We start from the raw sequence: 25,861 nt of genomic DNA, 5'->3' as shown, positions 1-25,861 counted from the left end.
AAAATTAAAATGAAAAAGTCAGTTTATTTTTTAATGACGATTGCAGCGGTACTATTGTCCGGCTGTGAACCTATGGAAGACATTCAGGAAGAAGTGAATGCTGCCATTGATGCTGAACCAAATTTTGGAACGGTTGAATATGTCCTTACAGAGGATGATTACACCACTTCTGTTGAAAAGGGCGGTTTAGGATTGGAGGATGAATTTTTCGCCTCTTTAGATGCTGCTAATGCTGCTATTCCAGCTTTTTTAAATGAACGTTTTCCTGTATTGGGTGAGGGATCTATTGCTAATGTCACTGTCGTTATTGAAAATCCTAACTTTGAGGTTACTAATTTCACAGAATATGAAGTTACCTCAGAAGAATATAAAGAACTTGGATTTAAATACGGCAACTTTGACAGCGCAGATGATATGGTTAAGTTCCTTGACTATAAATATCCTGATGCTGCCGAAGGTGATGCTGTAGAACTTACCTATGAATACTATGCAGGTAGTACCTCTACAAGAACAACTACTCATGTATATAATGGTGAGACCTGGATGGAAGTAGTTACTTTGACAAAAGAAGACTACACTGAAATGGGAGAGAGATTTCCAAACTTTTCTAACAGAGAAGATGCTATCGCAGATCTTTCTAATTTCCTTCGTTTGAGGTTTCCCTATGCACAGGAAGGTGATACAAAAACCGTAATGTATGCTCGTCACATTGGTGGTGGAAAGACTGTGAAAAATCTTGAGACTTTCACCTTTGACGGAACAAAATGGACAGCCCCTGGAGCACTTGTAGAGCAAACTCTCCAGTTTGGACACAACGGTACAACCTGGGAGCCAGATAATACGATCATATACAACTTTGCACCTGGTGATTACGCTGTGGTTGGTGATGCACTTCTAAGTGTGTATCCTGAGCCTGCAGCTAACGTGAAGCGTTATTCCAGCTTCGAGGTCCGTACAGGATATACTACAGCCTGGACAGATGAAATGTTTGTGGAAGCGGTAGGTATTATTCTTGACAGAATTGATCCAAATGCACCGGAAGGTCAAAAATATGTTGTTAATGTTACTACTTATTCAGGTTCTTATTCTACCCGATCTGTAAGTGTAATTAAGCAAGGTGGAGAATGGGTTGCTAACTAAATCCTTCTTCTAACAAATTTAGAAACCGCCCCAGAGAACCGGGGCGGTTTTTTTATGCAAAAAACATATCTTTACCCTAAAACCAATAACCATGTACGAAACAGTTCAATTCATTCATTCCTGGTGGGCATATCTGGTCCTCCTGGTGTTACTTATAACCGTTGTCCTCTCTCTTGTCGGACTTTTCAGTAAAAAGGATTACGGGGCAACAGAGTTTAGATTAGCGCTTTTTACTCTTATAACAAGCCATATCCAGCTCCTCATAGGAATTGTCTTGTATTTTGTTTCTCCTTATTTTCAGGCCCTGGGAGAAGTAGGCATGGGTGGCGTTATGAAAGATTCTACTCTACGTCTTTATCTTGTTGAACACCCGTTAATCATGATCATTTCGGTGATCCTTATCACTGTAGGTTATTCCAAACACAAGAAAAAGCTTACCTCACACCCTAAATTTAAAACCCTTTCGATTTTTTACAGCCTGGCATTGATCTTCGTTTTATCAAGAATCCCCTGGAGTGCCTGGTTTTAAAATTTTTCTTTGATTAGAAGAATAAATACCGGAAAATGGTCGCTGTAGCCACCGGTAAAGCCGGTGCTGCCAAAACTGCGGAATGGATATCCTTTATACTGCCCTTCCCGGGTGATCAAAAAAGGCTCGTCAAAAATATAGGCCCTGAAAAATGAGAATTTTTCAGGGTTTTTTTGTGTGAGGGTTTTTGAGACGAGGATCTGGTCAAAGAGGTTCCATGTATCCCGATATGCCGAACTTCCTGCTCCGCTCCTGAAGATTGAATGATAAGGATTGTAAAATTCGTCCAATCCCAGATCATCCCTTTTGGATTTTGCCCCCAGAACTTTGGACAAACTTTTACTAATGGGATCGTCATTAAAATCACCCATAACAATGATCCTGGAATAAGGATTGATCCTAAAAAGTGAATCTGAAATCCTCCGGGTCAACCTGGCTGCATTTTCTCGCTTATGGCTGCTTAATTTTTCTCCCCCGCTTCGCGAAGGCCAATGGTTTACCATTACATGTATTTCTTCTCCTTTTAGTAGTCCGGTGACTATTAACTGATCCCTTGTAAAATCTCTTTTAGAAGGAGTTTTCGGCTCATACAGTACAAGTTCGTGACTGGACCAATGTAAGGGGATGAAAAATGCCTTTTGATAGAGTAAGCCGACATCTATACCTCTTTCATCGGGCGAATCGAAGTGAATGATTCCATAATTGTAGGGTGCTAAAAGTGGTGTTTCTATCAGGTCTTCAAGAACCTTCCTGTTTTCGACTTCAGAAACTCCCAGTAAAGCGGGAGGAGCATTGGTTTGTTCCCTGCCAATCTCGTGGATTGCTAAAGCCATATTTTCCAGCTTTTTTCTATACAGCTCTTCTGTCCATTTATCCTTTCCGGCAGGAGTGCGATCATCATCGAAAATATTAGGATCATCATAGGTATCAAAAAGGTTCTCCAGATTGTAGAATGCAATGCTCACCACCTCATATTCCCGCTTTTCCTGACATGAAACCGAAGGAGAGTTCCAGAGAATTAAGGCTGAAAGGAGCAAAAAATATCTTTTTATAATCACCTGAATATTATTTAGTTAAATATGCTGCTGCACATCCTAAATATAGAATAATTTTTATATTATTGCCGGCTTAAATGCCTCCCCGCTAGACTGTTATGAGCATAATTTCTTTCGGGAGGAAATTTCCTGTTTTTTTATTTTTCTCAGCCACTGCTTTCGGGCAGTCGGTATCAGGAAAGGTCGTCGATGAGCTTTCAGGAAAACCGGTTCCGGGGGTCGTTGTGCTTATTTCAGGAACCACCACCCGGGGATTGTCAGACGCTGAAGGTGTTTTTCATATTTCTGAAGCACTTCCTCAGGGCGAGGCCGTAATTACCCTTTCCAAAAATGCCTATTTTGAAAAACATTTTCCTGTAAGGTTTGCTTCTGAAGCTATAGATCTCGGCTTGATCTTTCTAAAGCCAGACCTGCCTGAAATGCAACAGCAAAATAATATCATCAGCCTTGAAGATCATGAGCTGGACGAGGAAGACGGAAGTTTTGCAAATGTTGCCGGATTGCTGCAGGCGTCAAAGGATGTGTTTCTTAATGCGGCCGCTTTCGATTTTAGTTCCACCTTTTTCCGGCCACGTGGTTATGACAGTGAGTGGAGCAAAGTGCTCATCAACGGGGTTGAAATGAATAAATTCTTTAATGGCAGACCCTTGTGGAGCAATTGGGGCGGACTTAACGATGTTCAGAGAAACCAGGTCTTTACAATGGGCACTACTCCTTCAGAAGTTTCCTTTGGTGGCCCCGCCGGCACAACAAATATCATCATGAGAGCTTCACAGTACCCTCACGGCGGAAAATTTTCCTATGCCGTTGCTAACCGATCTTATACAGGCAAGGCTATGGGCAGCTATCATAGCGGGCTCCTCCCTTCCGGCTGGGCTTATTCTGTTTCGGTTGCAAGAAGATTTGCCGAAGAAAGCTTTATCGAAGGAACATTATATGACGCAAATTCCTTTTTTGCTTCCGTAGAAAGGAAATTCAGCGATAGCCATAGCCTCAACTTCACCGGATTTTACGCTCCCAATCGTCGTGGCAAGAATTCTCCCAATACACAAGAGATCTACGAATTGCGTGGTAACAGTTACAATTCCTATTGGGGATTTCAGGAGGGGGAGATAAGAAATTCCAGAGTGAGGGAAGTGGAGGAGCCGGTTTTAATGCTGAATCATTACTGGCGTATTAGCGAAAAATTAAAGCTTAATACAAATCTGGCTTATCAATTTGGAAAGACAGGGAACAGTAGGATCGATTATGGCGGAAGCAGAATTTTTACAGACAACAACGGGGAAACAATATTTATTGGCGGGGGTAGCAATCCGGATCCTGCTTACTACCAAAAACTTCCTTCTTATTTTTTAAGGTTTGAGGATAATCCCGATTATCAGTCGGCCTATCTGGCAGAACAGGATTTTATCCGGGACGGGCAGTTGGACTGGGAGAATCTTTATCTTGCCAACCAAACATCTGAAGCCGCGGGTGGGAATGCAATCTATGCTCTTTATGAAGACCGGACAGATGATCAACAAATTTCAGGAAATACAATTTTCAGGTACCATTGGAACAGCCGGGTCTCTCTCAATGGTGCGGTTCACCTAAGACATTTAAAAAGTGAAAATTTCGCTTCGGTTTTAGACCTTTTTGGTGCGCCTTATTTCCTGGATGTAGATGCTTTTTCTACCGGTTCTTCCGCTCAGAATGACCTGCGGCAGCCCAACAGATTAGTTGCCGAAAATGACATTTTTAAATACCATTATGAACTTTTCGCTACGAATGGCGGCGGATTCCTGCAGGCAGAATTCAGCAGCAAACGATTGGATGGTTATATTGCTGGCGAGGCTTCCGGAACTTCTTATCAAAGAAACGGACTATTTCAAAACGGAAACTTTCCTGAAAATTCTTTGGGGGAAAGCAAGGAATTGACTTTCGGGAACTACGGCATAAAATCAGGATTCACCTATAAGATCAATGGGAGACATTTACTTAACTTTAATGCGGCTCATCTTACAAAGCCGCCCAGCCTGCGGAATTCTTTTTCGAATACCCGTCAGAACAATGATGTGGTAAGGAATTTAAACAATGAGCAGGTTCTTACAGTAGATGCAGGTTATGTTATCCGTACGCCGTTTGCAAGGGGAAGAATTACCGGTTTTTATGGCATTTTTGAAGACGTTACCGAGATCTCCTTTTACTATGCTGACGGGCTTTCAGGCGCAGGTAGGGAAGCAACTACTGCTTTTGTTCAGGAAGTGCTCACCGGCATCGATAAGAGGCATATGGGAGTGGAATTTGGCCTGGAGGTGCCAATAACTTCTACTTTGAACTTTAAATCAGCAGGCTCTTTGGGGGAATATATTTACAGTTCCAATCCCAGGCTTTATTTAACTTCAGATGATTTTACTGAAGTGCGGGAGATGGGACTTGCAAATATTATTGACTACAGACTTCCGGGTGGTCCGCAGCAGGCGGCACAGATTGGATTTGAATATAGGGATCCGGCTTACTGGTGGATTTCGGCAACGGCTAATTTCTTTTCCAAAGCTTTTGTAGACATAGCTCCCCTCACCCGCACCAGGAATTTTTATACAGACAGGGACGGATTTCCGCTGCTTGCGTATGATGAAGCAACTGCTGCAAAACTGCTTCAGCAGGAAGAGTTTGATAGCTATATGCTGGTGAACATGGTTGGCGGAAAATCCTGGAGACTTAAAAACAGGTTTGTGGGTGTTTTTGCCAGCCTCAACAATGTCCTCAATTCCGAATATAAGACCGGAGGTTATGAACAGTCGCGTAATGTGAATTACACCCTGTTAAAAACAGATTTTGAACGGGAGAAAACTCTTTTTGCTCCCAAGTACTGGTTTGGCCCCGGCACTACATACTATGCTCACATTTATTATAGATTCTGAAGATGAAGAAGATTTTACCATTTTTGAGCCTGCTGTTTCTTGCAGCCTGTTCTCCCGAAGAAGAATTTGCGGTCCCTCAATCAGATCCCGGAAATGATCTTTCCTCTTTGATTAACACAGATCTCAATGCTGTTCTTGGGCTTTACTATCAAAACCCTGATGAGACCATCACCTTCGAAAAAGACTTAATTCTGGAAGCTTATGTTGTTTCCAGCGACGAGGCAGGAAACTTTTATAAGGAGCTGGTGGTACAGGATAAAAAAGAGGAGCCCCTGGCGGGAATCACCATCAAACTGAATATGACCTCTTATTACCAGTTCTATAACTTCGGAAGAAAAGTGCATATCAACCTGAAAGGACTTAGCCTTGGGATTTCACATGGAGTTCCGGCACTGGGAGTGGTTAATGGCAAAAATATCGAGAATATTCCGCAGTCAAGAATATCTTACCACATTACAAGAACTTCCGAAGTTGCTCACATCACGCCGAAGCTGATTCAGGCGGCCGACTTTTCTGACCAATTGGAGAACCTTTATGTAAGGATAAAGAATGTACAGTTCAATAAAATGCTGACTAACCCCGCAAATCCTTTTACCTATGCTTCCCAGGACAATGATGAATTCGATGGGGAAAGGCTGGTGGAGAGTTGTACAGGAGATTTTCCATTCATTCTTAGCACCAGCACCTATGCAGATTTTAATATGTTGAAACTGCCACAGGGCTCTGGCAGTTTGCAGGGAATTCTCACCCGGGATTACTATGATGATTTTTATACCATTTATCTCAATTCGCCCAAAGACGTGCAATTCGACAATAGTAACCGCTGTGATCCTGAAGAAGTAAATTGCGGAAAGGCTGTTGATACCGGAAGTAAAATTCTTTTTGAAGACGATTTTTCTTCTCAAAAGAACAACAAACCTGTAGACGGCAACGGGTGGAAAAATATAGTGCAGGAAGGTTCCAAACCCTGGGAAGCCTTTTCGGCAACAGGAGCAAATGCCTCCTTAGGGAAATCTGTAAGAATGAGACCGGGAGGATCTGGAGATGTTAGAAGCATTAGCTGGTTGATCACGCCAAAACTCAATTTCGACACAAATTCAGGTGAAGTTTTAAACTTCAAGTCCTCCACCAGTTTCGCTAACGGAAGTTTTATGGAAGTTCTCATCTCCACAGATTGGGATGGTGCTGAAGAAAACCTGCTAAAGGCAAAATGGCAAATCCTTTCCGCAGCCTACATAGCGCAGAATAATGACTTTTTTGGAGACTGGATCTCTTCAGGCCTTATAGATCTTTCCTGCGTTGAAGGCAAAGGATATATCGCCTTCAGGTACACCGGAAGTGATATGGCGTACTACAACGGGGTTTATGAACTGGATGATGTAGTGGTTTCTGCAGAATAATTTCCGCAGAAACCACTCTAAAATTAGTTTTCAACCATGCCTTCCAGCTTTAGAAGGAAAGCATATTCAAGGGCTACTTCTTTAAATCTTTCGAACCTTCCGGAAGCTCCGCCATGGCCGGCTTCCATGTTGGTGTCAAGAAGCAATAGGCTGTCACCCGTTTTTTTGTCTCTCAATTTTGCTACCCATTTTGCCGGTTCCCAATACTGGACCTGAGAATCGAAAAGGCCGGTAGTCACCAGCATATGAGGATATTCCTTTTCGGTGACGTTATCGTAAGGGGAATAAGACAGCATATAATCATAGCTGGCCTTGTTCTTTGGATTGCCCCATTCATCAAATTCATTGGTGGTAAGCGGAATTGTTTCGTCCATCATGGTTGAAATCACATCTACGAAAGGTACACCGGCAATAATTCCGTTAAATTTTTCAGGAGCCATGTTGGCAACTGCACCCATGAGTAAGCCTCCGGCGCTGCCTCCCTGTGCATAAAGATGATCTGCAGAAGTGTAATTGTTTTTTATAAGATGGTCTGCAACATCTATAAAGTCATTAAAGGTGTTTTTCTTTTTGAACATTTTCCCTTCTTCATACCATTCTCTTCCCATTTCCTGTCCACCCCGCACATGAGCCGTGGCAAAGATAAATCCGCGGTCAAGCAGACTAAGCCTGGCCGAATTGAAATAGGGGTCTGTAGAAGAACCATAAGAACCGTAAGCATATAACAGCAATGGTGTATCTGCACTTTTCTCTGTCGTCTTTTTATAAACTACCGTCACGGGAACCTTTACACCATCCCTGGCTTCTGCGAAAAAGCGTTCAGTCACGTAATCTGAAGGATCATGGCCTCCAACTACTTCCTGCACCTTTAATATATCTTTTTCACCTGTTTCCATATTGTATTCTATGGTGGAAATAGGCGTGGTAAAGGAAGAATACATATAACGAAGTTTGTTGGTATTGAATTCCGGATTTACAGACAAGAAAGCTACATATGCCGGTTCTTCGAATTCAAGATAATGCTCCTCTCCCGTTTTTTGGTCAATGATGCGCAAATGGGTGAGTGCGTTTCCTCGCTCATTCACAACCAGGTAGTTGTCAAATACTTCAATGCCCTGCAGCAAGACATTTTCCCGATGGGGAATCACCTCTTTCCAGTTCTGTTTTGCTGTAGCGCCTTCCGGGGTTTCCATTAACCTGAAGTTCTTGGCATCCAGGTTAGTGACCACATAAAATTTATCCTCGTAATGATCGATGCTATATTCAAGTCCTTCTTCCCGGGGAGTAAATTGTTTAAAATCACCATTAGGATCATCGGCTTTTAAGATGTGATAATCGCTGGTAAGGGTACTCCCGGTAAAAATCATGATGTATTCATCAGACTTACTTTTTCCCACGCCTATATAAAACGATGGGTCTTTTTCGTGGTAAACCAGCTCATCTTCTGCATGATCTTCTCCAAGAGTATGGCGGTAGATCTTTTCTGAAAGAAGGGAAACTTTGTTCTTTGTGGTGTAGAAAAATGTTTTATTGTCATTTGCCCATGCACCGCCGCCGGTAGTATTCTCCAGCTTATCATCCAAAAGTTCTCCTGTTTCGAGGTTAAGGAACTGGATGTGATAGACTCTTCGGCTTAAAGTATCCTCTCCAAAAGCGAGGATTTTGTTATCGGGACTTACTTCCAGACCCGTAACATTGTAGTAGTCGTGACCTGCAGCTCTTTCATTGGCGTTGATAAGGATCTCCTCCTTTGCATCCATGGTCCCTTTTTTTCTGGCATATATGGGATATTCCTTGCCCTCCTCATAGCGGGTGTAGTACCAGTAGCCATTTTTAAAATAGGGAACAGATTCATCTGTTTGTTTGATGCGGCCAACGATCTCCTTATAGAGTTTTTCCTGCAGGTCTTCTGTGTCTGCCATTACTGTTTGAGTATATTCATTTTCAGCATTAAGATAATCCAGCACTCTTTGGGTTTGTTCGTCCGGTGGTGTCTCCAGCTTTTGCTCATCCGTTAGTCGCATCCAGAAGTAAGGATCTTTCCTGGTGTGGCCATGGGCAACCAGTACCGAATCTTTTTGAAGGACATCAGGAGGTTGGGGATAATTGGAAGCCGAAACTTCACTTTGAACAACATCCTGGGCATTAATGCTCTGAAAGGCAAAAAAAAGACTCAGAAATAATAAATGAATTCTTTTCATATTTAATGAATTTGGAATAAGGAGAGGTTACTACTGCTAATTTGCAAATTTTTTTCCAATTTCCTACACGTTTAGGTTGTGACCTGCAGTTTGTAAGGGTTTTAAACTGAATCTTTCCCGTCTTCTAATAGTACTATTAAGGGTAAGCTTTACTGCGGAATTTTACGCTTTCAAAATATTATCTTTGCCGTAATTCTGAAGAATATGCAAAAAGAATTTTCTTTCCAGGTGCCACCTGAAACTGCCGCAAATGCTGAAGCTTTAAAGCAGTTTCTGTCCCGCCAATATGACCTGCCATTTAAGGATATCAATCATGTGGAGATCCTTAAAAGAAGCATTGATGCCCGGCAGCGGAATATCAAGGTTAACCTGAAGGTACAGGTGTTCCTGAAAGAAGATTTTAAAGAAGAAAAGATAACTCCTCCGGAATATCAAAATGTCTCCAATGCCGAAGAAATTATCATTGTGGGTGCCGGTCCCGCCGGACTTTTCGCTGCACTGCGGTGCATTGAGCTGGGGAAGAAACCCATAGTGCTAGAAAGAGGAAAGGATGTTCGCGCCCGCCGCAGGGATCTCAAAAAGCTGAACATTGAGCACGTTGTCAATGAGGATTCAAATTATTGTTTCGGAGAAGGCGGTGCCGGAACATATTCTGATGGGAAACTCTACACCCGAAGCAAAAAACGGGGTGATGTACAGCGTATCCTGGAATTGTTTGTTGCTTTTGGTGCCACAAAACAGATTATGGTGGAGGCACATCCTCATATTGGGACCAATAAATTACCGGCCATTATTCAGGAAATGACCAGAACTATTATTGAGCATGGAGGGGAGGTTTTGTTCAATTCGCGGGTAACAGATTTTACAGTTAAAGATGAAGAAATTCGGGGGGTGACACTACTGGACGGTAGAAAAATAGGAGCCAAAAAAGTCGTTTTAGCCACCGGTCATTCGGCCCGGGACATTTTTGAATTGCTGTATTCTAAAAACATCCATATAGAAGCCAAAGCTTTTGCGCTGGGGGTAAGGGTGGAGCATCCACAGGAATTAATTGACGAAATTCAATATTGCACGCCAAACCGCGGCGAATTTTTACCTCCTTCTTCTTACAGTATTGTAAAACAGGTCCAGGGCAGGGGGGTCTATTCTTTTTGTATGTGCCCCGGCGGAATTATAGCGCCCTGTGCTACTTCGCCCGGTGAGATTGTAACAAACGGCTGGTCTCCGAGTAAGAGGGACCAGGCTACCGCGAATTCGGGAATTGTGGTGGAAATAAGACCATCAGATTTTGCCATTTTTGGAGACTCGCCGTTGGCAGCCTTGCGGTTTCAACAGGAGGTGGAACAAAAAGCCTGGCGAGCAGGGGGAAAAACCCAAACAGCTCCGGCCCAGCGGCTGGTAGACTTCAGCAATGGGAAAGTTTCCGCAACTTTGCCGGTAACTTCCTATAAACCCGGAATTGCTTCAGTTGAGTTGGCAGAAGTGTTGCCCGGCTTTGTGTATAAAAGTCTACAGAATGGTTTCAGGGAATTTGGTAAAAGCATGAAAGGCTATTTTACCAATGAAGCTGTAGTGCATGCCACCGAATCCAGAACTTCATCTCCTGTGAGAATTCCGAGGAATCCTGCTACGCTTGAACACGTACAGATCAAAGGCCTTTATCCATGTGGCGAAGGTGCAGGTTATGCCGGCGGAATAGTTTCCGCAGCTATAGACGGTGAGAAATGTGCTGAAAAAGCCGTTTTGGCGATGGGATGATTTAGTTGGATGTACTTATTTGCCAAAAATTTTATTTTTCCGTATCCTCTTCCTCAAGGAGTAACCCAAAAGAGCCGGTAATTTCTATTTTTTGGGAAAGGTCATCATTATTATAAGCTATGATTTCGAAAGTTCCTTCCACTACATTTTCATCGGCATAGGTGATAATTATTTCACTGGGAGTGTCCATTTTTGATATGTCTTCCCAAAATTCACCATTGTCTTTCCAAAGATATGAATAGCCAACATCCTTTTTATTGGCTGTGGTATATGTTCCTTCCCCTTCATAAAAGCAAAAGTAAATGAATATATATCCATAATCTTTCTCATATCCATAGACACCGAGAGCGGGAATTCCTGACTCACGTCCCACACTTCTGCCGGCACTCATTGCTTCAGGGTCCAGAACTTCAAAATCTTTGCCTTGTACATCAGCTATGAAAAATTCTTCATAAACAACAGCATCTTCAACTTCAAGTTCCTCTTTAACTTCTTCTTCTTTTTGACAAGAAACGGCGAGAATAATTACCGCCAACACAAAATAGAAATTTGCCTTCATGATAAGGTATTTTAAAAGGTTTATAAATGAAGGGGGATAGTTTGTGTAGGGTAACTGGTTCAATATAAGCAAACTATCTCAAAGCAGCAATGGGTAAACGAAAAATAGCCTCCCGGATATAAAAGTCACCCGCGATGTGCCTGATAATGATGAAAAAAGAATTCTAATTTTCTTTATAATATGCTTCAGAAAAGGGATACACGATTTTATAAATAAAATCTTCTTTTAAACTTTTACAGCAGTCAAAAGGATGAAGAAAACTTCCGTTACTGCTATTATAACTAGGAATTCTAGTAGTTTATACAATTCCTAAAACTAATTTTCATCCCCCTCTTTTTCGATAAGAACTCCAAAAGAGCCTTTAAATTCTATAACATCTGTTGTGTCATCTATGTTATAGGCGACAACATTAAAGGTTCCTTCTACAATATTTTCATCTGCATAAGTGATTTCAATTTCACTGGGATTATTCATTTGAGGGAGATCTTCCCAGTAATTGTCCTCAGCGTCCCAAAAATAAGAATAGCCTACGTCTTTCTTATTTCCGGTAGTGTAGCTGCCTTTCCCTTCATAAAAACAAAAATAGATTCCCATTTCTCCCCAACCTTCTTCGTATCCCCATACGGAAAGTGCAGGAATTCCGGATTCAAATCCTACACTGCGATTTGCTTCCTTATATTCCGGATTTTCAATTTCAAATTTTTTCCCTGCTAATTCGCCTTTAAAGAATTCTTCATAAACGATAGCATCTTCAACCTCAAGTTCCTCTTTAACTTCTTCTTCTTTCTGACAAGAAACTGCGAGAATAATTACCGCCAACACAAAATAGTAATTTGCCTTCATGATAAGGTATTTTAAAAGGTTTATAAATGAAGGGGGATAGTTTGTGTAGGGTAACTGGTTCAATATAAGTAAATTATATAAAAACCGCAACAGGGGAATAAAAAAATACCTCCCGATCGTCCGGGAGGTATTTAATAATTATGAAAAAATAAATTTTATTTTTCTTTCTTATAAGCTTCAGCATAGGGAGACCAGATCTCATAAATGGGATCTCCTTTAGAGCTTTTTCCGCTATGGTGCCACTCGCCGTCCTTAACTTCATAGCCAAAATCCAGACTGGCTCCTACACGGCTGTCATCCCGGGAGAAGAATTCAATATTTTCTGTATACTTTCCATTTTCAGCAGAATAAGTGCCGCCTCCTGTGCCGGAGAATTCTTTGGTTTCTGAATTAAATGCGACCCATTGGAAACGATCGCCACCAAGGATCTTTATAGTTCTCCGATCGCCCGGTGTCATCCTGTTCATTTCATCGTTGCGTTTTCTTCCAGTGATCACCCAGTTGCCGGAAAGCTCATTGGTACTTGAAGAAACCCTTTCCCATGTCTGGGATTTTCCATCTTTCGTTTTAATGGTAAACATATCTTCTCCTTCAGAAATGGCGTATTGGACCTCTTTTCCTACCATGGACGTATCGGAAGTATTAAAATCATAGATCTCAACGTATCCGTTTTGCAGAATATATTCTCCACCCCCGGCTTCCAAAAATTTGTTTGTTCCTGTTTCTTTCTTTCCGTAGGCGAAGTAACCGTCTTCATAGATGCGGATAGTTTCCTCATTTGTCACAGGTTCTCCATTAACTTTGATTAGTTTCCAGGAGCCATCCAGTTCCTGCGCAGACAGGATTCCGAAGAAGAACAACAGAGGTAAAAGGAGCAGCTTTTTCATAGTCAGGAATTTAGATCTTTTAAAAATAGGAAATTTGATTATTCTTCTTCTTCATCTGTATAGGTGTCATACTCCGGGTACAAAAAGTTATTGTAAGGAAACCTTGTGATGTGGATCTGCCTCACGGCTTCATATACCTTCTTCTTAAATTCCTCCATATTCTCCTTGTTAAGGGCAGAAATAAAAAGCACATCCTCTCCCAAACGGTTCATCCAGGTGTTTTTCCATTCGGCCAGGGTATTGTGAGAGCTGGTTTTTTCGGTCATCAGGTCATCTTCCTCAATTTTTTCAGCTTTATAGGCATCGATCTTGTTGAATACCATAAGAGTTGGTTTTTCGGCACTTTTGATTTCAGCAAGGATCTGGTTTACCGAAGCAATGTGATCTTCAAACTGGGGGTGAGAAATATCAACCACATGCAGCAAAAGATCGGCCTCCCTTACTTCATCAAGGGTGGATTTAAAAGATTCCACAAGTTGAGTAGGTAACTTTCGAATAAATCCAACAGTATCTGTAAGCAGAAATGGAAGGTTTCTTATCACCACTTTTCTCACCGTTGTATCAAGGGTGGCAAAAAGTTTATTTTCAGCAAAAACTTCGCTTTTGCTAATCACGTTCATCAGAGTAGATTTACCCACGTTAGTATAACCTACCAGCGCAACTCTCACTAATTGACCGCGATTCCCACGCTGCACTTCCATTTGCCTGTCAATGGTCTCCAGCTTCTTTTTTAGAAGTGCGATCTTGTCCCGCACGATCCTACGGTCTGTCTCAATTTCGGTTTCACCCGGTCCCCTCATTCCAATTCCTCCACGCTGCCGCTCAAGGTGAGTCCACATCCCTGCAAGGCGTGGCAGCAAATATTCATACTGGGCAAGTTCTACCTGGGTGCGGGCATAGCTGGTGGTGGCACGCTGGGCAAAAATGTCAAGAATAAGCCCTGTTCGGTCAAGGACTTTACAATGCAGGATCCGTTCAATATTCTTTTGCTGGGCAGGTGAAAGTTCATCATCAAAGATTGCCGCACCAATTTCATGTTCTTCAACAAACGCACGTACATCTTCCATTTTCCCCGTTCCAATAAAAGTTTTGGGATTGGGGGCGTCCATTTTCTGGGTAAATCTTTTCATGACCTCTCCGCCGGCAGTGTAGGTCAAAAATTCAAGTTCGTCAAGGTATTCCTCTAATTTCTCTTCGCTCTGTTCCCGGGTGACGATTCCAATCAACACAGCTTTTTCGTATTCAATATCGTTTTTTTCTAACATATAAGTGGGCTATACTAACAAAGTTACATAAATAAGCAGGACATGCAGGGGCAGGTCAAAAAACTGCCTCTTAAACATTCCCTAAATTTAAGGCTACGGAAAAATTTCTTCTGAAAAAACCCTTTTAGAAAGTATAGGTCAATCCTGCTCCAAACACTTCCCGTATCTGGAAAGCTCCTACAGTATTATCATCGTAAATGGCCTGGAATATAAAATTAGCTGAAAGATATTTATTCACCGCCATATCAAGGTTGAGCAGGTAATCGATATCTACATTTCCGGGCTTGTCCAGATAATTGGAATACAGGCTTAGATTGTGCTCCATTGTAACATTGGTCATCACCTCGTATTTCAAAAAAGCACTTACAGATGCTCCAAGTTCAAATCTTGTACTCTCATTGAGATCTACACCATAATAGTCGCCGTCCACATAACCGGGTACTGAAGTGAAATCGGGATCCACAAAGATAAACCGTGCAGTTGCCGGTGCGAGATTGAACCAGAAATCTTCACTTTTTTTCCACATCATCCCGGGCCCGAATTGAAGATATGCGGGGGAAATAAAATGACTGGTTTCCTCACGCACCTCAAGACCGGTTACAGCATCTTTAGAATACACATATCCTTTGCTGAATTGCGTCCTGAAATTTGCAAAGAACGAGTAATACCAATTTGAATTTTCTAACTGCTTCCCGGCAATAGAATTGATTTCCAAACGGTCACTGGTCTTTCGGGTAAATTCATCCCCCTTAAGTTTTGTGAGGCCGTAATTAGCCAGGAATTTGTTGTCCCAGGTGAAATTCCCTTTACGGTAGTTAAGATTATAATCCAGGATTAAATTTGCAGCCATACTGGAAGTTCCACCCCCGGTCCATTCTTTGTTGAAAGCAGATTGATTGAAAAGGAGCTGAAATTTACCTTCAGAATTCCAACCGTCAGGTGGAGGAGTTTGTGCCGGTTCTTCCTGGGCGTTAACTATAAATCCAAATAATAAAAATGCTGAGAGTAATAGTTTCTTCATGAATTATTTTTTGAATAAAGGTACAGAGGAACATGCCTCTCCGTACATGATGCTTTTAGCTACGGGTTGTAATTTATTGATAAGCTGAAGATAGGCATTCTGAGGAACCGGCCTGCGGGAGCAACCTTTAATGATCACCGGTAGACCTTCATATTGAGAAACATCAAGATTCTGTAAGATTTCAGTATAAAGGATTGTCTCCAGCATCTCCAGATCTCCCACGACTACTTTTTTAGCAACAGGAGCGAGGTAGGTACTCAATAGCATATAGGCCCACCCCGGAATAACTGCATCACTGGAGCAGGTAAGAGCCATATATTTACCCTCATATTGAGACCAGTCATGTTTTTTAGCAGATTCTCTAAAATCCTTTTCCCTTAGCACAAATCCTTCGAGCAACCAGTCTTTGATATCAAATAGCGCACGCTCTCCCTGTGGATAATGATCCTCCAGATTAAAGGTGACAAGTTTGCTGTTCGCTACGCGGTTGATGATCTCTTCGGCCATAGATTTCTTGGATGTACCTTTTTAAGATTAGAGCATTCCCAGCTCCAGTTTGGCTTCTTCGCTCATTAGGTCCTGGGTCCATGGCGGGTCAAAAGTGATCTCTACTTCGCAATCCTTCACCTCATCCATAGATTTCACTTTTTCCTCTACCTCCATTGGCAGTGACTCTGCTACGGGACAGTTTGGAGTAGTAAGCGTCATTAGGATCCTTATCTCGTTATCTTCATTGACCATTACGTCATATATCAATCCTAATTCATATATATCAACGGGAATTTCGGGATCATAAATGGTCTTTAGGACCGTTACAATCTTTTCTCCCAAATGTTCAGAATTCTGTGCGTGTTCCATTTTAATTCAGTTGTGTTTGATATGCCACTGCATACATTTTTAGCTGTTTTATCATGCTTACCAGGCCATTGGCACGGGTAGGGGATAAATGTTCCTTTAATCCAATTTCATCAATGAAAGCTGTATCGGCATCAATGATATCTTTTGGGTGCTGATTGGAGTAGGCACGGATGAGGATCGCGATGATTCCCTTTGTAATTATCGCATCACTGTCTGCTGTAAAAATAAGTCTATCACCCTGAAGTTCGGCGTGCACCCAAACTTTGCTTTGGCAGCCTTTGATGAGGTTGTCTTCGATCTTATATTTGTCCTCGATGAGGGGTAGTGATTTTCCAAGTTCGATCATATGTTCATATCGCTGCATCCAGTCGTCAAACATTTCAAACTCATCTACGATCTCATTCTGTATTTCTTTAATGTTACTCACACTATTTCATTTTAGTTAAAGTGATAAGAGGTTCTTCTCCATCTGCAAGGATCAAAACTTCACTTCCATTGTACTGGACCCGGGAGGCATTTTCCAGGGAAGAAAGTATTTGCTTCTCGGCCTCCATTTTCCCTTCGCAGTATTTTCTGGTGTTCATAGGAACAGAAAAATCAAGCTGAAGTCCTTCCTGGTGGTAATTTGCAGAAAAATTGTTGCAGCCGGTAATTCCTGAAACACGGTTGCCTACAGGATCAAAGTTAAAGATCATTTCATTGCCGGTTATTCTTTTTCCCAGCAGGCCTATAATTTTATATTCCCCCTGGAGGGGATCATATGAATAAGCATCTACTGTATTTGCACAGGAAATTAGAAAGCACACCGCTATGACCATCAAAAGGGATCTCATAATCAGGATAACATGTTTTTGGCTCTTTTGACTGCTTCAATAAAAATATCTATCTCCTCCTTCGTATTGTAAAATGCGAAAGAAGCTCTTACTGTACCGGGAATTTTATAGTAATCCATAACAGGTTGAGCGCAGTGGTGCCCCGTGCGAACGGCAACTCCCAATTTATCGATTATGGTCCCGATGTCATACGGATGAAGATCACCAATATTGAAAGAAATTACCGCGGTCTTCTCTTCAGAAGTTCCATAAATTCTTAAGCCTTCAATTTCCAGAAGTTTTACAGTAGCATAATCGAGAAGCTCATGTTCGTAAGCTGCGATCTTCTCAAAACCTATCCCGTTCATGTAGTCTAAAGCAGCTCCAAAGGCAATTCCGCCACAAATATTTGGTGTGCCTGCCTCAAATTTATGCGGAAGATCTGCATAGGTGGTTTTTTCAAAGGTAACGGTGGAGATCATTTCTCCTCCTCCCTGGTAAGGCGGAAGTTTTTTTAACCATTCTTCCTTTCCGTATAGTACTCCAACCCCTGTCGGGCCGCACATCTTGTGAGCAGAAACCGTATAAAAATCCACATCCAACTCCTGAACATCGGCTTTAATATGCGGTGCTGCCTGTGCGCCATCTAAAAGAACAGCTGCACCTACCCCGTGTGCTTTTTCAATGATCTCCTTTACTGGATTCACAGTACCTAAAGCGTTGGAAACATGATTTACGAAAACCAGTTTGGTTTTTTCTGAAAGCAGGTTTTGAAATTCATTCATATTAAGTGTTCCGTTGTCATTCATAGGAATGACCTTTAGAACCGCTCCTGTCTTTTCGCAAAGCATTTGCCAGGGCACGATGTTGGAATGATGTTCTAAAGCCGAAACTATTACTTCTTCTCCTTCTTTTATTAATGCCGAAAATCCGCTGGCTACAAGATTGATCGCATGAGTGGTGCCGGCTGTAAAAATGATCTCATGCGACTTTGCCGCATTGAAATGTTTCCGGATCTTCAGCCTTGCCTGTTCATAAGCATCTGTGGCTTCCTGGGAAAGGCTATGAACTCCTCTGTGAATATTGGCATTGTACCGGCTGTAGTAATCTACAATGGTGTCAATCACTTGCTGCGGAGTCTGCGAGGTAGCTGCGTTATCAAAGTATACCAGGGGATAGCCATTAACCTTTCGGGAAAGGATCGGGAAATCTTTCCTGACGGTTTCTACATCAAATCCGGTTTCTGTGGAGGCAACTTTCATGAGATAAATTTACAGGCTGTAGCCTACATTTACGCCCAGTTTCTGAGCAATAATTTTAGTGATCCTCGCTTTTAATTCAGGAATTTTCACACTTTCCAAAACGTTATTGGCAAAGGCATACATCAATAAAGCTCTGGCCTCCTTTAAAGGAATTCCGCGGGAGCGTAGATAGAAAAGTGCATCATCGTCCAGCTGCCCTATTGTACACCCGTGGCTACATTTCACATCATCTGCAAAGATCTCCAGCTGTGGTTTGGAGTTAATAGTAGCCTTATCATCCAGTAAAATGTTGTTATTCGACTGGAATGCATTGGTCTTTTGTGCTTCCTTATTTACAATGATCTTTCCGTTAAAGACCCCTGTAGAAGCTTCAGCAAAAACTCCTTTATAATCCTGGTGGCTCTCGCAATTAGGTTCAATATGGTGAACCAAAGTATTGTGATCTACATGCTGCTTTCCGCCGATAACAGTAATACCTTTTAAAGTAGAATCTATACGTTCTCCTTTTTGATAGAAATTAAGGTTATTCCTGGTGAGATTTCCGCCGAAAGAAAATGTATGTACTGAGCAAAAACTTTCCCTGTGCTGCTCAATAAAAGTATTATCGATCAACGAAGCAGAATGGTTGTCATTTTGGATCTTGTAGTAATCCACAATGGCTCTTTTATCTGCATAGATTTCAGTTACCGAATTAGTCAACACCGGGTGATCTGTAAGGCTTTGATGTCTTTCAATGATCTGTACATGGGAATTCTCTCCCACGACTACCAGATTCCTTGGCTGTACCATCAATGCCGATTCATTTCCCGTAGAAAAATTGATCACCTGTATCGGCTTATCTGCCATCGTGTTCTTTGGGATATTGATAAAGGCACCTTCCCTTGAAAAAGCTGTATTTAATGAGGTAAGGCTTTCTTTTGGAGCAACGGTATTGAAATAATTATCGATGATAGGCTTATACTTCGAACTGTTCAAAGCTGAAGACATCAAACAGGCATCGATCTTTTCATGGGTTGTGGCAGAAAGGTGTGAGGAATAGATCCCGTCGATAAAAACGATCTTGTAAGTGTCGATATCATCGATGAAATATTTCTCTACATCCCGGTATTCTATAGTGTCTTCCTTTTTAGGGAATACTGTATAATCGTGCTTCAACACTTTATTTAAGGAAGTGTATTTCCAGGCTTCCTGCTTTTTGGTAGGGAAACCCATTTCCTCAAAGTCCTTTATTGCCTGGCTTCTAATCTCGTGGATGTCTGAATTCATGTCCACGTTCTCTTCAAAAGCCAGAAAAGAGGATAATAATTTATCTTTTAATTCCATTGTTCTTTTTTCTTGCTCCCCAAAAAGGGGAATTTCACAGGCATCTCCAAAACAGGAATTATGCGCCTACTTCTTCTTTGATCCAGTCGTAACCTTTTTCTTCCAGCTCGTAAGCCAGTTCTTTTCCTCCGGACTTCACGATCTTACCGTCAAGCATCACATGTACAAAGTCTGGGATAATATAATCCAGTAATCGCTGATAGTGAGTGATCACTAAAGTAGCATTATCGGGGCGCTTAAGTTTATTTACACCATTGGCAACAATACGCAGGGCATCGATATCCAAACCAGAATCTGTCTCGTCAAGAATGGAAAGTTTTGGCTCCAGCATGGCCATCTGGAAGATCTCATTTCTCTTCTTTTCTCCTCCCGAAAATCCTTCGTTAAGGGAACGCGAAAGGAATTTACGGTCGATCTCCAAAAGTTCAGATTTTTCACGGATTTTCTTCAGCATTTCGTTAGCGGGCATATCTTCAAGACCTTTGGCCTTACGATTTGCATTGATCACCGTTCTCATAAAGTTGGTAACGGTTACCCCGGGAATTTCTACCGGGTACTGGAATGAGAGGAAAACCCCTTTGTGAGCTCTTTCTTCTGCATCAAATTCTGTAAGTTCTTCCCCTTCAAAAATGATCTCTCCGCGGGTCACTTCATATTCTTCCTTTCCTGCAATTACCGAAGAAAGCGTACTTTTTCCGGAACCGTTAGGTCCCATAATAGCATGCACTTCCCCGGCATTTATTTCCAGATTGATGCCTTTTAATATTTTAAGGCCTTCTACTTTGGCGTGTAAATTCTTTATTTTAAGCATAGTTTCAATATTTCCTGAATTCTCAGGGTTTGTCTAAGTCTTTATTAACTTGAGGAGCGGCTTCAGTAGCCGGATCTGCAGTGATTTCCAAAATTTCACTTATTTTCACCACCTCTTCCCAGCCTTTGCCTCCGGGATTCCGAAGAACTTTTCCTCTTATTTTGACCGGGATCATGTGAAATTCATCTCTCTTTAAAGGAGCAATACTGTCGGCCAACCTCAGGCTTACCGAATCCAGCTCAACTCCGTAGATAAAATTTCGGCCCTTAAGCACTGCAGCATCTGCCAGGTAAATGAATTCTCCTTCAATGGTGGTGAGGCTGTCTTTTACAGCAACAGGGGTTGCTGTCACCTCTTCAGAAGAATTATTATCATCACAGGCGCTCAATAAAAGCAGACCTGTCAATACAGCAAATAACTGTTTTTTCATTCTCATTATCCTACCGATCCTTCAAGCGAAATCTCCAGCAGTTTTTGTGCTTCTACTGCAAATTCCATTGGTAATTTATTTAGTACTTCCTTGCTAAAACCATTCACGATCAAGGCGATCGCTTTTTCTGTATCGATCCCTCGCTGGTTACAGTAGAAGATCTGGTCTTCCCCGATCTTACTGGTAGTTGCCTCGTGTTCTACCCTGGCTGTTTTGTTTTTAGCTTCTATATAAGGGAAAGTATGTGCTCCACATTTATTGCCCATTAACAGGGAGTCACACTGAGAGAAATTCCTCGCGTTCTCTGCTTTAGCATTGATCTGTACAAGACCCCTATAGCTGTTCTGACTTCTTCCGGCAGAAATACCTTTAGAGATGATAGTACTTTTGGTGTTTTTTCCAATGTGGATCATTTTGGTTCCGGTGTCCGCCTGCTGGTAATCATTCGTCACAGCAATAGAATAGAATTCCCCTACCGAGTTATCCCCTTTCAGGATACAACTTGGATATTTCCACGTCACTGCCGATCCTGTTTCTACCTGTGTCCAGCTTATTTTTGCGTTTTTCTCGCAAATTCCACGTTTTGTTACGAAGTTATAAACTCCTCCTTTTCCTTCCTTATCTCCCGGATACCAGTTTTGAACAGTAGAGTATTTGATCTCTGCTCCGTCAAGTGCTATCAGCTCTACCACCGCGGCATGTAACTGATTCTCATCACGGGATGGCGCAGTACAACCTTCAAGATAACTTACATAGCTGCTTTCATCGGCCACTACAAGCGTTCTCTCAAACTGCCCGGTTCCTGCCTGATTTATTCTAAAATAGGTCGAAAGCTCCATTGGACAACGAACTCCCTTCGGAATGTAACAGAAGGAACCATCACTAAATACTGCCGAATTTAAAGCAGCGTAAAAATTATCTTTTTGGGGTACTACTGTTCCCAGATATTTTTTAACCAGCTCGGGGTGTTCCTGTATCGCTTCGCTGATAGAGCAAAAGATAATGCCTTTTTCTGCCAGTGTCTTTTTAAAAGTGGTGGTCACAGAAACTGAATCCATCACCACATCAACGGCCACTCCCGCAAGTTTTTTCTGTTCGTCAAGAGAGATCCCAAGTCTTTTAAAAGTATCCAGCAATTCGGGATCTACTTCATCAAGGCTATCGTATTTTGGCTTTTTTGAAGGGGCAGAATAGTAGGAAATGTTCTGAAAATTTGGTTTTTCATAATGAACATTCGCCCAATCCGGCTCTTTCATTTCAAGCCAGGCTCTAAAAGCTTCAAGACGCCAATTTGTCATCCACTCCGGTTCATTCTTCTTTTTTGAAATTGCCCTAACAATATCTTCATTAAGCCCAACTGGAAAAGTATCGGATTGAATATCGGTATAAAACCCATACTTATACTCCTTGCTGTCCAGCTCTTTCTTTAAATCATCTTCTGTATATGCCATCTTTCTTAATTCAAAATTTAAGGTTCAAAACTCAAAATTATTTGAATTTACTCCCTTTAAAATCACTTTGTTGAAGGTAGGTTCTAAAGCCTCCAATTTGTTTGCTCAGCATTTGAAGTTTATCATACTGTAAGTCAAATTCTTCTTTTGAAATATACTTCCTGTACAAAACACGATATAATTGTGATCTTGTTTCCCCACAAGAAGCTTTGGCAATGGATAAGAACTGAGCAAATTCCTTATTTCCATTTCTTTCAAAGCCTTCAGCTATATTGTCCATGATCGAGCCCGAAGAACCATTGATTTGATCATACAATCTGTAATCAGTTTTTAATCCACTCTTTTCTCTTATAAGATAAAGCTCCTGACAGATTTCTCTGGCCAGTTTCCAAATTTCTAAATCTTCAAATTTTGTAATACTACTCATTTACTAATCTTGAATTCTGAATTTTGAATCCTGAATTCATTTTCGCTCGTTAGAGCGAAAAAGACTCCCCGCATCCACAAGTTCTTTGCGCGTTTGGATTATTGAATACAAATCCTTTGCCATTGAGTCCTCCGGAATATTCAAGGATAGTTCCTGCCAAATAAAGCACGCTCTTTTTATCCACCACGATCTTCACGTCGTTATCCTCAAAAAGCTTATCGCCTTCTGTTCTGGATTGGTCGAACTTTAGTTCGTACGAAAGGCCCGAGCACCCGCCGCTCTTCACCCCTACCCGTACAAAGTCGCGCATGGCATCGTAACCGTCCTCCTGCATAAGGGCGGCAATTCTTTTTTTGGCGCTTTCACTTACCTTTATCATACCTTATAAAGATTTATTCTAAATTGTGTCTGCAAATATAATACAAACAATAGGTTTAGCATAGGAAATCCTATTAGAAAAAAGAATTCAAGTATTAGGATCTGCTATCTGCTCCAAGCCTTTAATAGCCACTGGTTTTTGAGGCTAAAGAATTGGTTTTCAGAAATTAGCCGAAAGTTGTCAACATTCTTTAACTCTCAAAAATGGTATTTTCGAGTCATCTTTCCCTAAATGAACTTATAAGCCTTAATTTTGCAAAAATTTATGCTGCATATTATGTTTGAAAACAGTGACCAAAGCAAAACAGATCTTTCAGAATTGGGAGAGTTTGGATTAATAGATCACCTCACTAAAAGTTTTAATATCACTCCTGAATTTACCCTGAAGGGAATTGGGGATGATGCCGCAGTACTCGATTTTAAAGAGGAAAAGGTTATCGTGACTACAGACCTTTTGGTCGAAGGAGTGCATTTTGACCTTTCTTATATGCCCCTGAAGCATCTGGGCTACAAAGCTGTCATGGTAAATCTTTCTGATGTTTACGCCATGAACGCTACTCCCCGTCAGATCACTGTTTCTATTGCAGTTTCTAACCGATTTCCCGTTGAAGCCCTGGAGGAGTTATATGCAGGAATTAAACTTGCTTCAAAACTCTACAAAGTAGATGTTGTGGGAGGAGATACCTCATCTTCAACTTCAGGATTGATCATAAGTGTTACAGCCCTGGGTGGGGCGAAAGAAGAGGAGGTCGTTTATAGAAGTGGTGCAAAAACCAATGACTTGCTGGTGGTTACCGGAGATCTTGGAGCCGCCTATATGGGACTGCAGGTTTTGGAGCGGGAAAAGCAGGTGTTCAAGGTGAATCCAAAGAACCAACCGGATCTGGATCCATATACTTATCTTATAGAACGCCAGCTTAAGCCGGAGGCCAGGAAGGATATTCCACCTTTGTTTAAAGCCCTTGAGGTGAAACCAACCTCGATGATCGATATAAGTGACGGCCTTTCTTCGGAAGTAATTCATCTGTGTAAAAATTCTAAAACCGGAGTAAATCTTTTTGAAGAAAAGATCCCTTTAGATCCTGCAGTAATTTCGGTTTGCGAGGAATTTCAGCTGGATAGCACCACCATCGCATTAAGCGGAGGGGAAGATTATGAGTTGCTGTTCACTATAGATCAGGGAGATTATGATAAGATAAAAGGTAACCCCAATTTTACAGTGATTGGCCACATGACCGAAGAGGCTGAAGGTATGCATTTAGTGACCCGTGCGAACCAAAAGATCCCATTGATCGCCCGTGGCTGGAATGCCATGGATAAAAAGGAAGATAAGAAGTAGACCTTCCAAAAAGAGGGAATTAAGAAGCTTTTGACAGTGCTTCTTTCTCATATTTTAACCTGGAACACCTGCGCCTGTAGAAGTTTGCCAGGAATTCATTGGTTTCTTTAAATTTAGGCGTCAGTCTCGCCATAAATCCCTGTGCGGTATCGGTCATCTCCACTCCGCAGCGGGTGCATTTGTATTCTTTAATGTGTTCGGTAATGTTCTGCGAAACTTCAAACCGGTGATCCAGAATCCCGCAGATCCAGGCTCCCGGAGAAAACAAAAGGGGCTTTTTGTTTTTCATCATAGAAGAATTTTGTAGGTTACAAAGCGAAAAGTATTAAAACTTAGCCAATTATCGATAAAAATCATTATTTATTCGACGAAATACACAATTTTATAAATTGAGATTTGTTTTCAATGTAGGAAAGATGGCCTCCTGAAAAGCTGATGAATGCAGTGTTAGTCCGGGATGCAATATCTTTAAGATCAGTGAGATTAACTAATGGATCTTCTTTCCCGGCGATTAAAAATTTATTGCCTTTATAGCCTTTTAATACCTCTGTTCTGTCTGTACGAATTTTCATTCCATTTAGAGCGGCCGTAATTCCATTCGTTGGAAAGTGGGAAGCTTCTTCGATCAACTCCTGCACTTCACTTGAGAACCTTTCAGAATTTGCCGGGGAAAGCAGGTTTTTAATGGCCATACTTACATAGGCCTGCTTGTTCTTCTTCACCAACTCTGCAGATCTGTCCCTATTCTCTTTCTTTTCTTCTGAATCTGCCTGCGGAGTTGAATTGAGCAGCATGAAGTCATTTACCAAATGCGGATACTTTTCCAAAAAAGCCAGTCCCACATAACCGCCCATGGAATGGCCTATAAAATTCGCTTTTTTGACACCTGTAGCCATGAGAACTTCATGTACAGCTTCGGCCATTAATTCCATGCTGTGCACTTCAGAAATAACTTCAGACCTTCCATGTCCCGGAAGATCCATAGTAATAATTTTTCCGTATCTCGAAAATTCCGGCAGGAACTCTTCCCAGATCTTTGCCGATTCCAGGAAGCCGTGCAACAGCAAAGTTGCCTCTCCTTCGCCGACTACAGAATAGTATATCTCTGCACCCCTAGAATTTATTGTCATAGAATTTGCAGTTTAAAGTGAATGGTTGTTAGTGTTCGCGAAATTTACCAACAACCATTAACCATTTCCGATTAGCTAA

26 protein-coding genes are annotated in these 25,861 nt (G+C 41.6%); 6 read left to right on the top strand and 20 right to left on the bottom strand.

The features are described from left to right. Nucleotides 1-9: 9 nt before the first annotated feature. Entirely contained in the window at nucleotides 10-1,140 is a 1,131-nt protein-coding gene (locus tag CRO16_RS03320) for a hypothetical protein (RefSeq protein ID WP_143544406.1), read from the top strand. A 91-nt stretch (nucleotides 1,141-1,231) separates the two neighbouring features. Beyond that, nucleotides 1,232-1,669, top strand: a complete 438-nt coding sequence (locus CRO16_RS03315; protein ID WP_097054909.1) for a hypothetical protein — start codon at nucleotides 1,232-1,234, stop codon at nucleotides 1,667-1,669. Here CRO16_RS03315 and CRO16_RS03310 read toward each other — a convergent pair. Further along, complete coding sequence (locus CRO16_RS03310; RefSeq protein WP_097055762.1) at nucleotides 1,666-2,706, bottom strand: endonuclease/exonuclease/phosphatase family protein; 1,041 nt, start codon at nucleotides 2,704-2,706, stop codon at nucleotides 1,666-1,668. The genes CRO16_RS03315 and CRO16_RS03310 overlap by 4 nt on opposite strands. 116 nt (nucleotides 2,707-2,822) lie before the next feature. On the opposite strand from CRO16_RS03310, the gene CRO16_RS03305 reads away from it, so the two are divergent. Further along, on the top strand, nucleotides 2,823-5,627 hold the full coding sequence (locus tag CRO16_RS03305; protein WP_097054908.1) for a carboxypeptidase-like regulatory domain-containing protein: 2,805 nt from the start codon (nucleotides 2,823-2,825) through the stop codon (nucleotides 5,625-5,627). Nucleotides 5,628-5,629: 2 nt separating this feature from the next. After that, the gene (locus CRO16_RS03300; protein ID WP_097054907.1) at nucleotides 5,630-7,027 is read left to right on the top strand and encodes a DUF5689 domain-containing protein; all 1,398 of its coding nucleotides are present in this window, start codon (nucleotides 5,630-5,632) and stop codon (nucleotides 7,025-7,027) included. Nucleotides 7,028-7,050: 23 nt separating this feature from the next. Here CRO16_RS03300 and CRO16_RS03295 read toward each other — a convergent pair whose 3' ends face one another. Further along, the gene (locus CRO16_RS03295) at nucleotides 7,051-9,228 is read right to left on the bottom strand and encodes a S9 family peptidase (RefSeq protein ID WP_179670476.1); all 2,178 of its coding nucleotides are present in this window, start codon (nucleotides 9,226-9,228) and stop codon (nucleotides 7,051-7,053) included. A gap of 204 nt (nucleotides 9,229-9,432) precedes the next feature. On the opposite strand from CRO16_RS03295, the gene CRO16_RS03290 reads away from it, so the two are divergent. Then, nucleotides 9,433-10,986, top strand: a complete 1,554-nt coding sequence (locus CRO16_RS03290; RefSeq protein WP_097054905.1) for an NAD(P)/FAD-dependent oxidoreductase — start codon at nucleotides 9,433-9,435, stop codon at nucleotides 10,984-10,986. 31 nt (nucleotides 10,987-11,017) lie between these two features. Here the strand turns inward: CRO16_RS03290 and CRO16_RS03285 are convergent, their stop codons facing one another. From CRO16_RS03285 to CRO16_RS03210, 16 genes are all read right to left on the bottom strand, one after another. Next, nucleotides 11,018-11,545 carry a hypothetical protein gene (locus tag CRO16_RS03285; protein ID WP_143544404.1) on the bottom strand — a complete coding sequence of 176 codons (528 nt, stop codon included), beginning with the start codon at nucleotides 11,543-11,545 and terminating at the stop codon, nucleotides 11,018-11,020. 315 nt (nucleotides 11,546-11,860) lie between these two features. Further along, entirely contained in the window at nucleotides 11,861-12,388 is a 528-nt protein-coding gene (locus tag CRO16_RS03280; RefSeq protein WP_097054903.1) for a hypothetical protein, read from the bottom strand. A gap of 155 nt (nucleotides 12,389-12,543) precedes the next feature. Further along, nucleotides 12,544-13,275, bottom strand: a complete 732-nt coding sequence (locus tag CRO16_RS03275) for a hypothetical protein (RefSeq protein ID WP_097054902.1) — start codon at nucleotides 13,273-13,275, stop codon at nucleotides 12,544-12,546. 38 nt (nucleotides 13,276-13,313) lie between these two features. After that, the gene (hflX, locus tag CRO16_RS03270; protein WP_097054901.1) at nucleotides 13,314-14,540 is read right to left on the bottom strand and encodes a GTPase HflX; all 1,227 of its coding nucleotides are present in this window, start codon (nucleotides 14,538-14,540) and stop codon (nucleotides 13,314-13,316) included. A 124-nt stretch (nucleotides 14,541-14,664) separates the two neighbouring features. After that, the gene (locus CRO16_RS03265; protein WP_097054900.1) at nucleotides 14,665-15,561 is read right to left on the bottom strand and encodes a DUF3078 domain-containing protein; all 897 of its coding nucleotides are present in this window, start codon (nucleotides 15,559-15,561) and stop codon (nucleotides 14,665-14,667) included. Between the two features lie 3 nt (nucleotides 15,562-15,564). Continuing rightward, entirely contained in the window at nucleotides 15,565-16,068 is a 504-nt protein-coding gene (locus tag CRO16_RS03260) for a DUF2480 family protein (protein ID WP_097054899.1), read from the bottom strand. A gap of 27 nt (nucleotides 16,069-16,095) precedes the next feature. After that, nucleotides 16,096-16,419 carry an SUF system Fe-S cluster assembly protein gene (locus CRO16_RS03255; protein ID WP_097054898.1) on the bottom strand — a complete coding sequence of 108 codons (324 nt, stop codon included), beginning with the start codon at nucleotides 16,417-16,419 and terminating at the stop codon, nucleotides 16,096-16,098. A gap of 1 nt (nucleotide 16,420) precedes the next feature. Continuing rightward, nucleotides 16,421-16,798 carry a SufE family protein gene (locus tag CRO16_RS03250; RefSeq protein WP_097055761.1) on the bottom strand — a complete coding sequence of 126 codons (378 nt, stop codon included), beginning with the start codon at nucleotides 16,796-16,798 and terminating at the stop codon, nucleotides 16,421-16,423. A 49-nt stretch (nucleotides 16,799-16,847) separates the two neighbouring features. Then, nucleotides 16,848-17,252, bottom strand: coding sequence for an META domain-containing protein (locus CRO16_RS03245; RefSeq protein WP_097054897.1), 405 nt, complete (start codon nucleotides 17,250-17,252; stop codon nucleotides 16,848-16,850). Between the two features lie 2 nt (nucleotides 17,253-17,254). Next, nucleotides 17,255-18,493, bottom strand: coding sequence for an aminotransferase class V-fold PLP-dependent enzyme (locus CRO16_RS03240; protein ID WP_097054896.1), 1,239 nt, complete (start codon nucleotides 18,491-18,493; stop codon nucleotides 17,255-17,257). A gap of 9 nt (nucleotides 18,494-18,502) precedes the next feature. Next, nucleotides 18,503-19,816, bottom strand: coding sequence for a Fe-S cluster assembly protein SufD (gene sufD / locus CRO16_RS03235; RefSeq protein WP_097054895.1), 1,314 nt, complete (start codon nucleotides 19,814-19,816; stop codon nucleotides 18,503-18,505). 58 nt (nucleotides 19,817-19,874) lie between these two features. Then, complete coding sequence (gene sufC / locus CRO16_RS03230) at nucleotides 19,875-20,627, bottom strand: Fe-S cluster assembly ATPase SufC (RefSeq protein WP_097054894.1); 753 nt, start codon at nucleotides 20,625-20,627, stop codon at nucleotides 19,875-19,877. 22 nt (nucleotides 20,628-20,649) lie between these two features. After that, nucleotides 20,650-21,057 (bottom strand): hypothetical protein, encoded by a 408-nt coding sequence (locus CRO16_RS03225; protein ID WP_143544402.1) that lies wholly within the window; start codon nucleotides 21,055-21,057, stop codon nucleotides 20,650-20,652. Nucleotides 21,058-21,062: 5 nt separating this feature from the next. Beyond that, nucleotides 21,063-22,508, bottom strand: coding sequence for a Fe-S cluster assembly protein SufB (sufB, locus tag CRO16_RS03220; RefSeq protein WP_097054892.1), 1,446 nt, complete (start codon nucleotides 22,506-22,508; stop codon nucleotides 21,063-21,065). Nucleotides 22,509-22,545: 37 nt separating this feature from the next. Beyond that, nucleotides 22,546-22,935 carry a four helix bundle protein gene (locus CRO16_RS03215; protein WP_097054891.1) on the bottom strand — a complete coding sequence of 130 codons (390 nt, stop codon included), beginning with the start codon at nucleotides 22,933-22,935 and terminating at the stop codon, nucleotides 22,546-22,548. 49 nt (nucleotides 22,936-22,984) lie between these two features. Next, nucleotides 22,985-23,314, bottom strand: coding sequence for a HesB/IscA family protein (locus CRO16_RS03210; protein ID WP_097054890.1), 330 nt, complete (start codon nucleotides 23,312-23,314; stop codon nucleotides 22,985-22,987). 276 nt (nucleotides 23,315-23,590) lie between these two features. Here CRO16_RS03210 and thiL point away from each other — a divergent pair, with 276 nt between their 5' ends. Further along, on the top strand, nucleotides 23,591-24,652 hold the full coding sequence (thiL, locus tag CRO16_RS03205) for a thiamine-phosphate kinase (RefSeq protein ID WP_097054889.1): 1,062 nt from the start codon (nucleotides 23,591-23,593) through the stop codon (nucleotides 24,650-24,652). Nucleotides 24,653-24,671: 19 nt separating this feature from the next. Here the strand turns inward: thiL and CRO16_RS03200 are convergent, their stop codons facing one another. Beyond that, a complete protein-coding gene (locus tag CRO16_RS03200) occupies nucleotides 24,672-24,941 on the bottom strand; it encodes a hypothetical protein (protein ID WP_097055760.1) in 270 nt (89 codons plus the stop codon). A 67-nt stretch (nucleotides 24,942-25,008) separates the two neighbouring features. Then, nucleotides 25,009-25,782: an alpha/beta fold hydrolase gene (locus CRO16_RS03195; protein ID WP_097054888.1), complete on the bottom strand. Its 774-nt coding sequence runs from the start codon at nucleotides 25,780-25,782 to the stop codon at nucleotides 25,009-25,011. Nucleotides 25,783-25,861: the final 79 nt, after the last annotated feature.

The organism is Salinimicrobium sediminis, from assembly GCF_900215295.1.
Classification (GTDB): Bacteria; Bacteroidota; Bacteroidia; order Flavobacteriales; family Flavobacteriaceae; genus Salinimicrobium; species Salinimicrobium sediminis.
Note: the sequence above shows the minus strand (reverse complement) of the source record. Positions and strands in the feature narration are given on the sequence as shown.

Excerpts from the sequence above, each read along its gene's own strand:
- CRO16_RS03250 (WP_097055761.1), bottom strand. The coding sequence starts at position 16,798 with ATGTTTGACGACTGGATGCAGCGATATGAACATATGATCGAACTTGGA.
- CRO16_RS03225 (WP_143544402.1), bottom strand. The coding sequence starts at position 21,057 with ATGAAAAAACAGTTATTTGCTGTATTGACAGGTCTGCTTTTATTGAGC.
- hflX (WP_097054901.1), bottom strand. The coding sequence starts at position 14,540 with ATGTTAGAAAAAAACGATATTGAATACGAAAAAGCTGTGTTGATTGGA.
- CRO16_RS03305 (WP_097054908.1), top strand. The coding sequence starts at position 2,823 with ATGAGCATAATTTCTTTCGGGAGGAAATTTCCTGTTTTTTTATTTTTC.
- CRO16_RS03285 (WP_143544404.1), bottom strand. The coding sequence starts at position 11,545 with ATGAAGGCAAATTTCTATTTTGTGTTGGCGGTAATTATTCTCGCCGTT.
- thiL (WP_097054889.1), top strand. The coding sequence starts at position 23,591 with ATGTTTGAAAACAGTGACCAAAGCAAAACAGATCTTTCAGAATTGGGA.
- CRO16_RS03295 (WP_179670476.1), bottom strand. The coding sequence starts at position 9,228 with ATGAAAAGAATTCATTTATTATTTCTGAGTCTTTTTTTTGCCTTTCAG.
- CRO16_RS03320 (WP_143544406.1), top strand. The coding sequence starts at position 10 with ATGAAAAAGTCAGTTTATTTTTTAATGACGATTGCAGCGGTACTATTG.
- CRO16_RS03275 (WP_097054902.1), bottom strand. The coding sequence starts at position 13,275 with ATGAAAAAGCTGCTCCTTTTACCTCTGTTGTTCTTCTTCGGAATCCTG.
- CRO16_RS03195 (WP_097054888.1), bottom strand. The coding sequence starts at position 25,782 with ATGACAATAAATTCTAGGGGTGCAGAGATATACTATTCTGTAGTCGGC.
- CRO16_RS03240 (WP_097054896.1), bottom strand. The coding sequence starts at position 18,493 with ATGAAAGTTGCCTCCACAGAAACCGGATTTGATGTAGAAACCGTCAGG.
- CRO16_RS03280 (WP_097054903.1), bottom strand. The coding sequence starts at position 12,388 with ATGAAGGCAAATTACTATTTTGTGTTGGCGGTAATTATTCTCGCAGTT.
- CRO16_RS03315 (WP_097054909.1), top strand. The coding sequence starts at position 1,232 with ATGTACGAAACAGTTCAATTCATTCATTCCTGGTGGGCATATCTGGTC.
- CRO16_RS03260 (WP_097054899.1), bottom strand. The coding sequence starts at position 16,068 with ATGGCCGAAGAGATCATCAACCGCGTAGCGAACAGCAAACTTGTCACC.
- CRO16_RS03265 (WP_097054900.1), bottom strand. The coding sequence starts at position 15,561 with ATGAAGAAACTATTACTCTCAGCATTTTTATTATTTGGATTTATAGTT.
- CRO16_RS03245 (WP_097054897.1), bottom strand. The coding sequence starts at position 17,252 with ATGAGATCCCTTTTGATGGTCATAGCGGTGTGCTTTCTAATTTCCTGT.
- CRO16_RS03200 (WP_097055760.1), bottom strand. The coding sequence starts at position 24,941 with ATGAAAAACAAAAAGCCCCTTTTGTTTTCTCCGGGAGCCTGGATCTGC.
- CRO16_RS03300 (WP_097054907.1), top strand. The coding sequence starts at position 5,630 with ATGAAGAAGATTTTACCATTTTTGAGCCTGCTGTTTCTTGCAGCCTGT.
- CRO16_RS03255 (WP_097054898.1), bottom strand. The coding sequence starts at position 16,419 with ATGGAACACGCACAGAATTCTGAACATTTGGGAGAAAAGATTGTAACG.
- sufB (WP_097054892.1), bottom strand. The coding sequence starts at position 22,508 with ATGGCATATACAGAAGATGATTTAAAGAAAGAGCTGGACAGCAAGGAG.
- sufC (WP_097054894.1), bottom strand. The coding sequence starts at position 20,627 with ATGCTTAAAATAAAGAATTTACACGCCAAAGTAGAAGGCCTTAAAATA.
- sufD (WP_097054895.1), bottom strand. The coding sequence starts at position 19,816 with ATGGAATTAAAAGATAAATTATTATCCTCTTTTCTGGCTTTTGAAGAG.
- CRO16_RS03215 (WP_097054891.1), bottom strand. The coding sequence starts at position 22,935 with ATGAGTAGTATTACAAAATTTGAAGATTTAGAAATTTGGAAACTGGCC.
- CRO16_RS03290 (WP_097054905.1), top strand. The coding sequence starts at position 9,433 with ATGCAAAAAGAATTTTCTTTCCAGGTGCCACCTGAAACTGCCGCAAAT.
- CRO16_RS03210 (WP_097054890.1), bottom strand. The coding sequence starts at position 23,314 with ATGATAAAGGTAAGTGAAAGCGCCAAAAAAAGAATTGCCGCCCTTATG.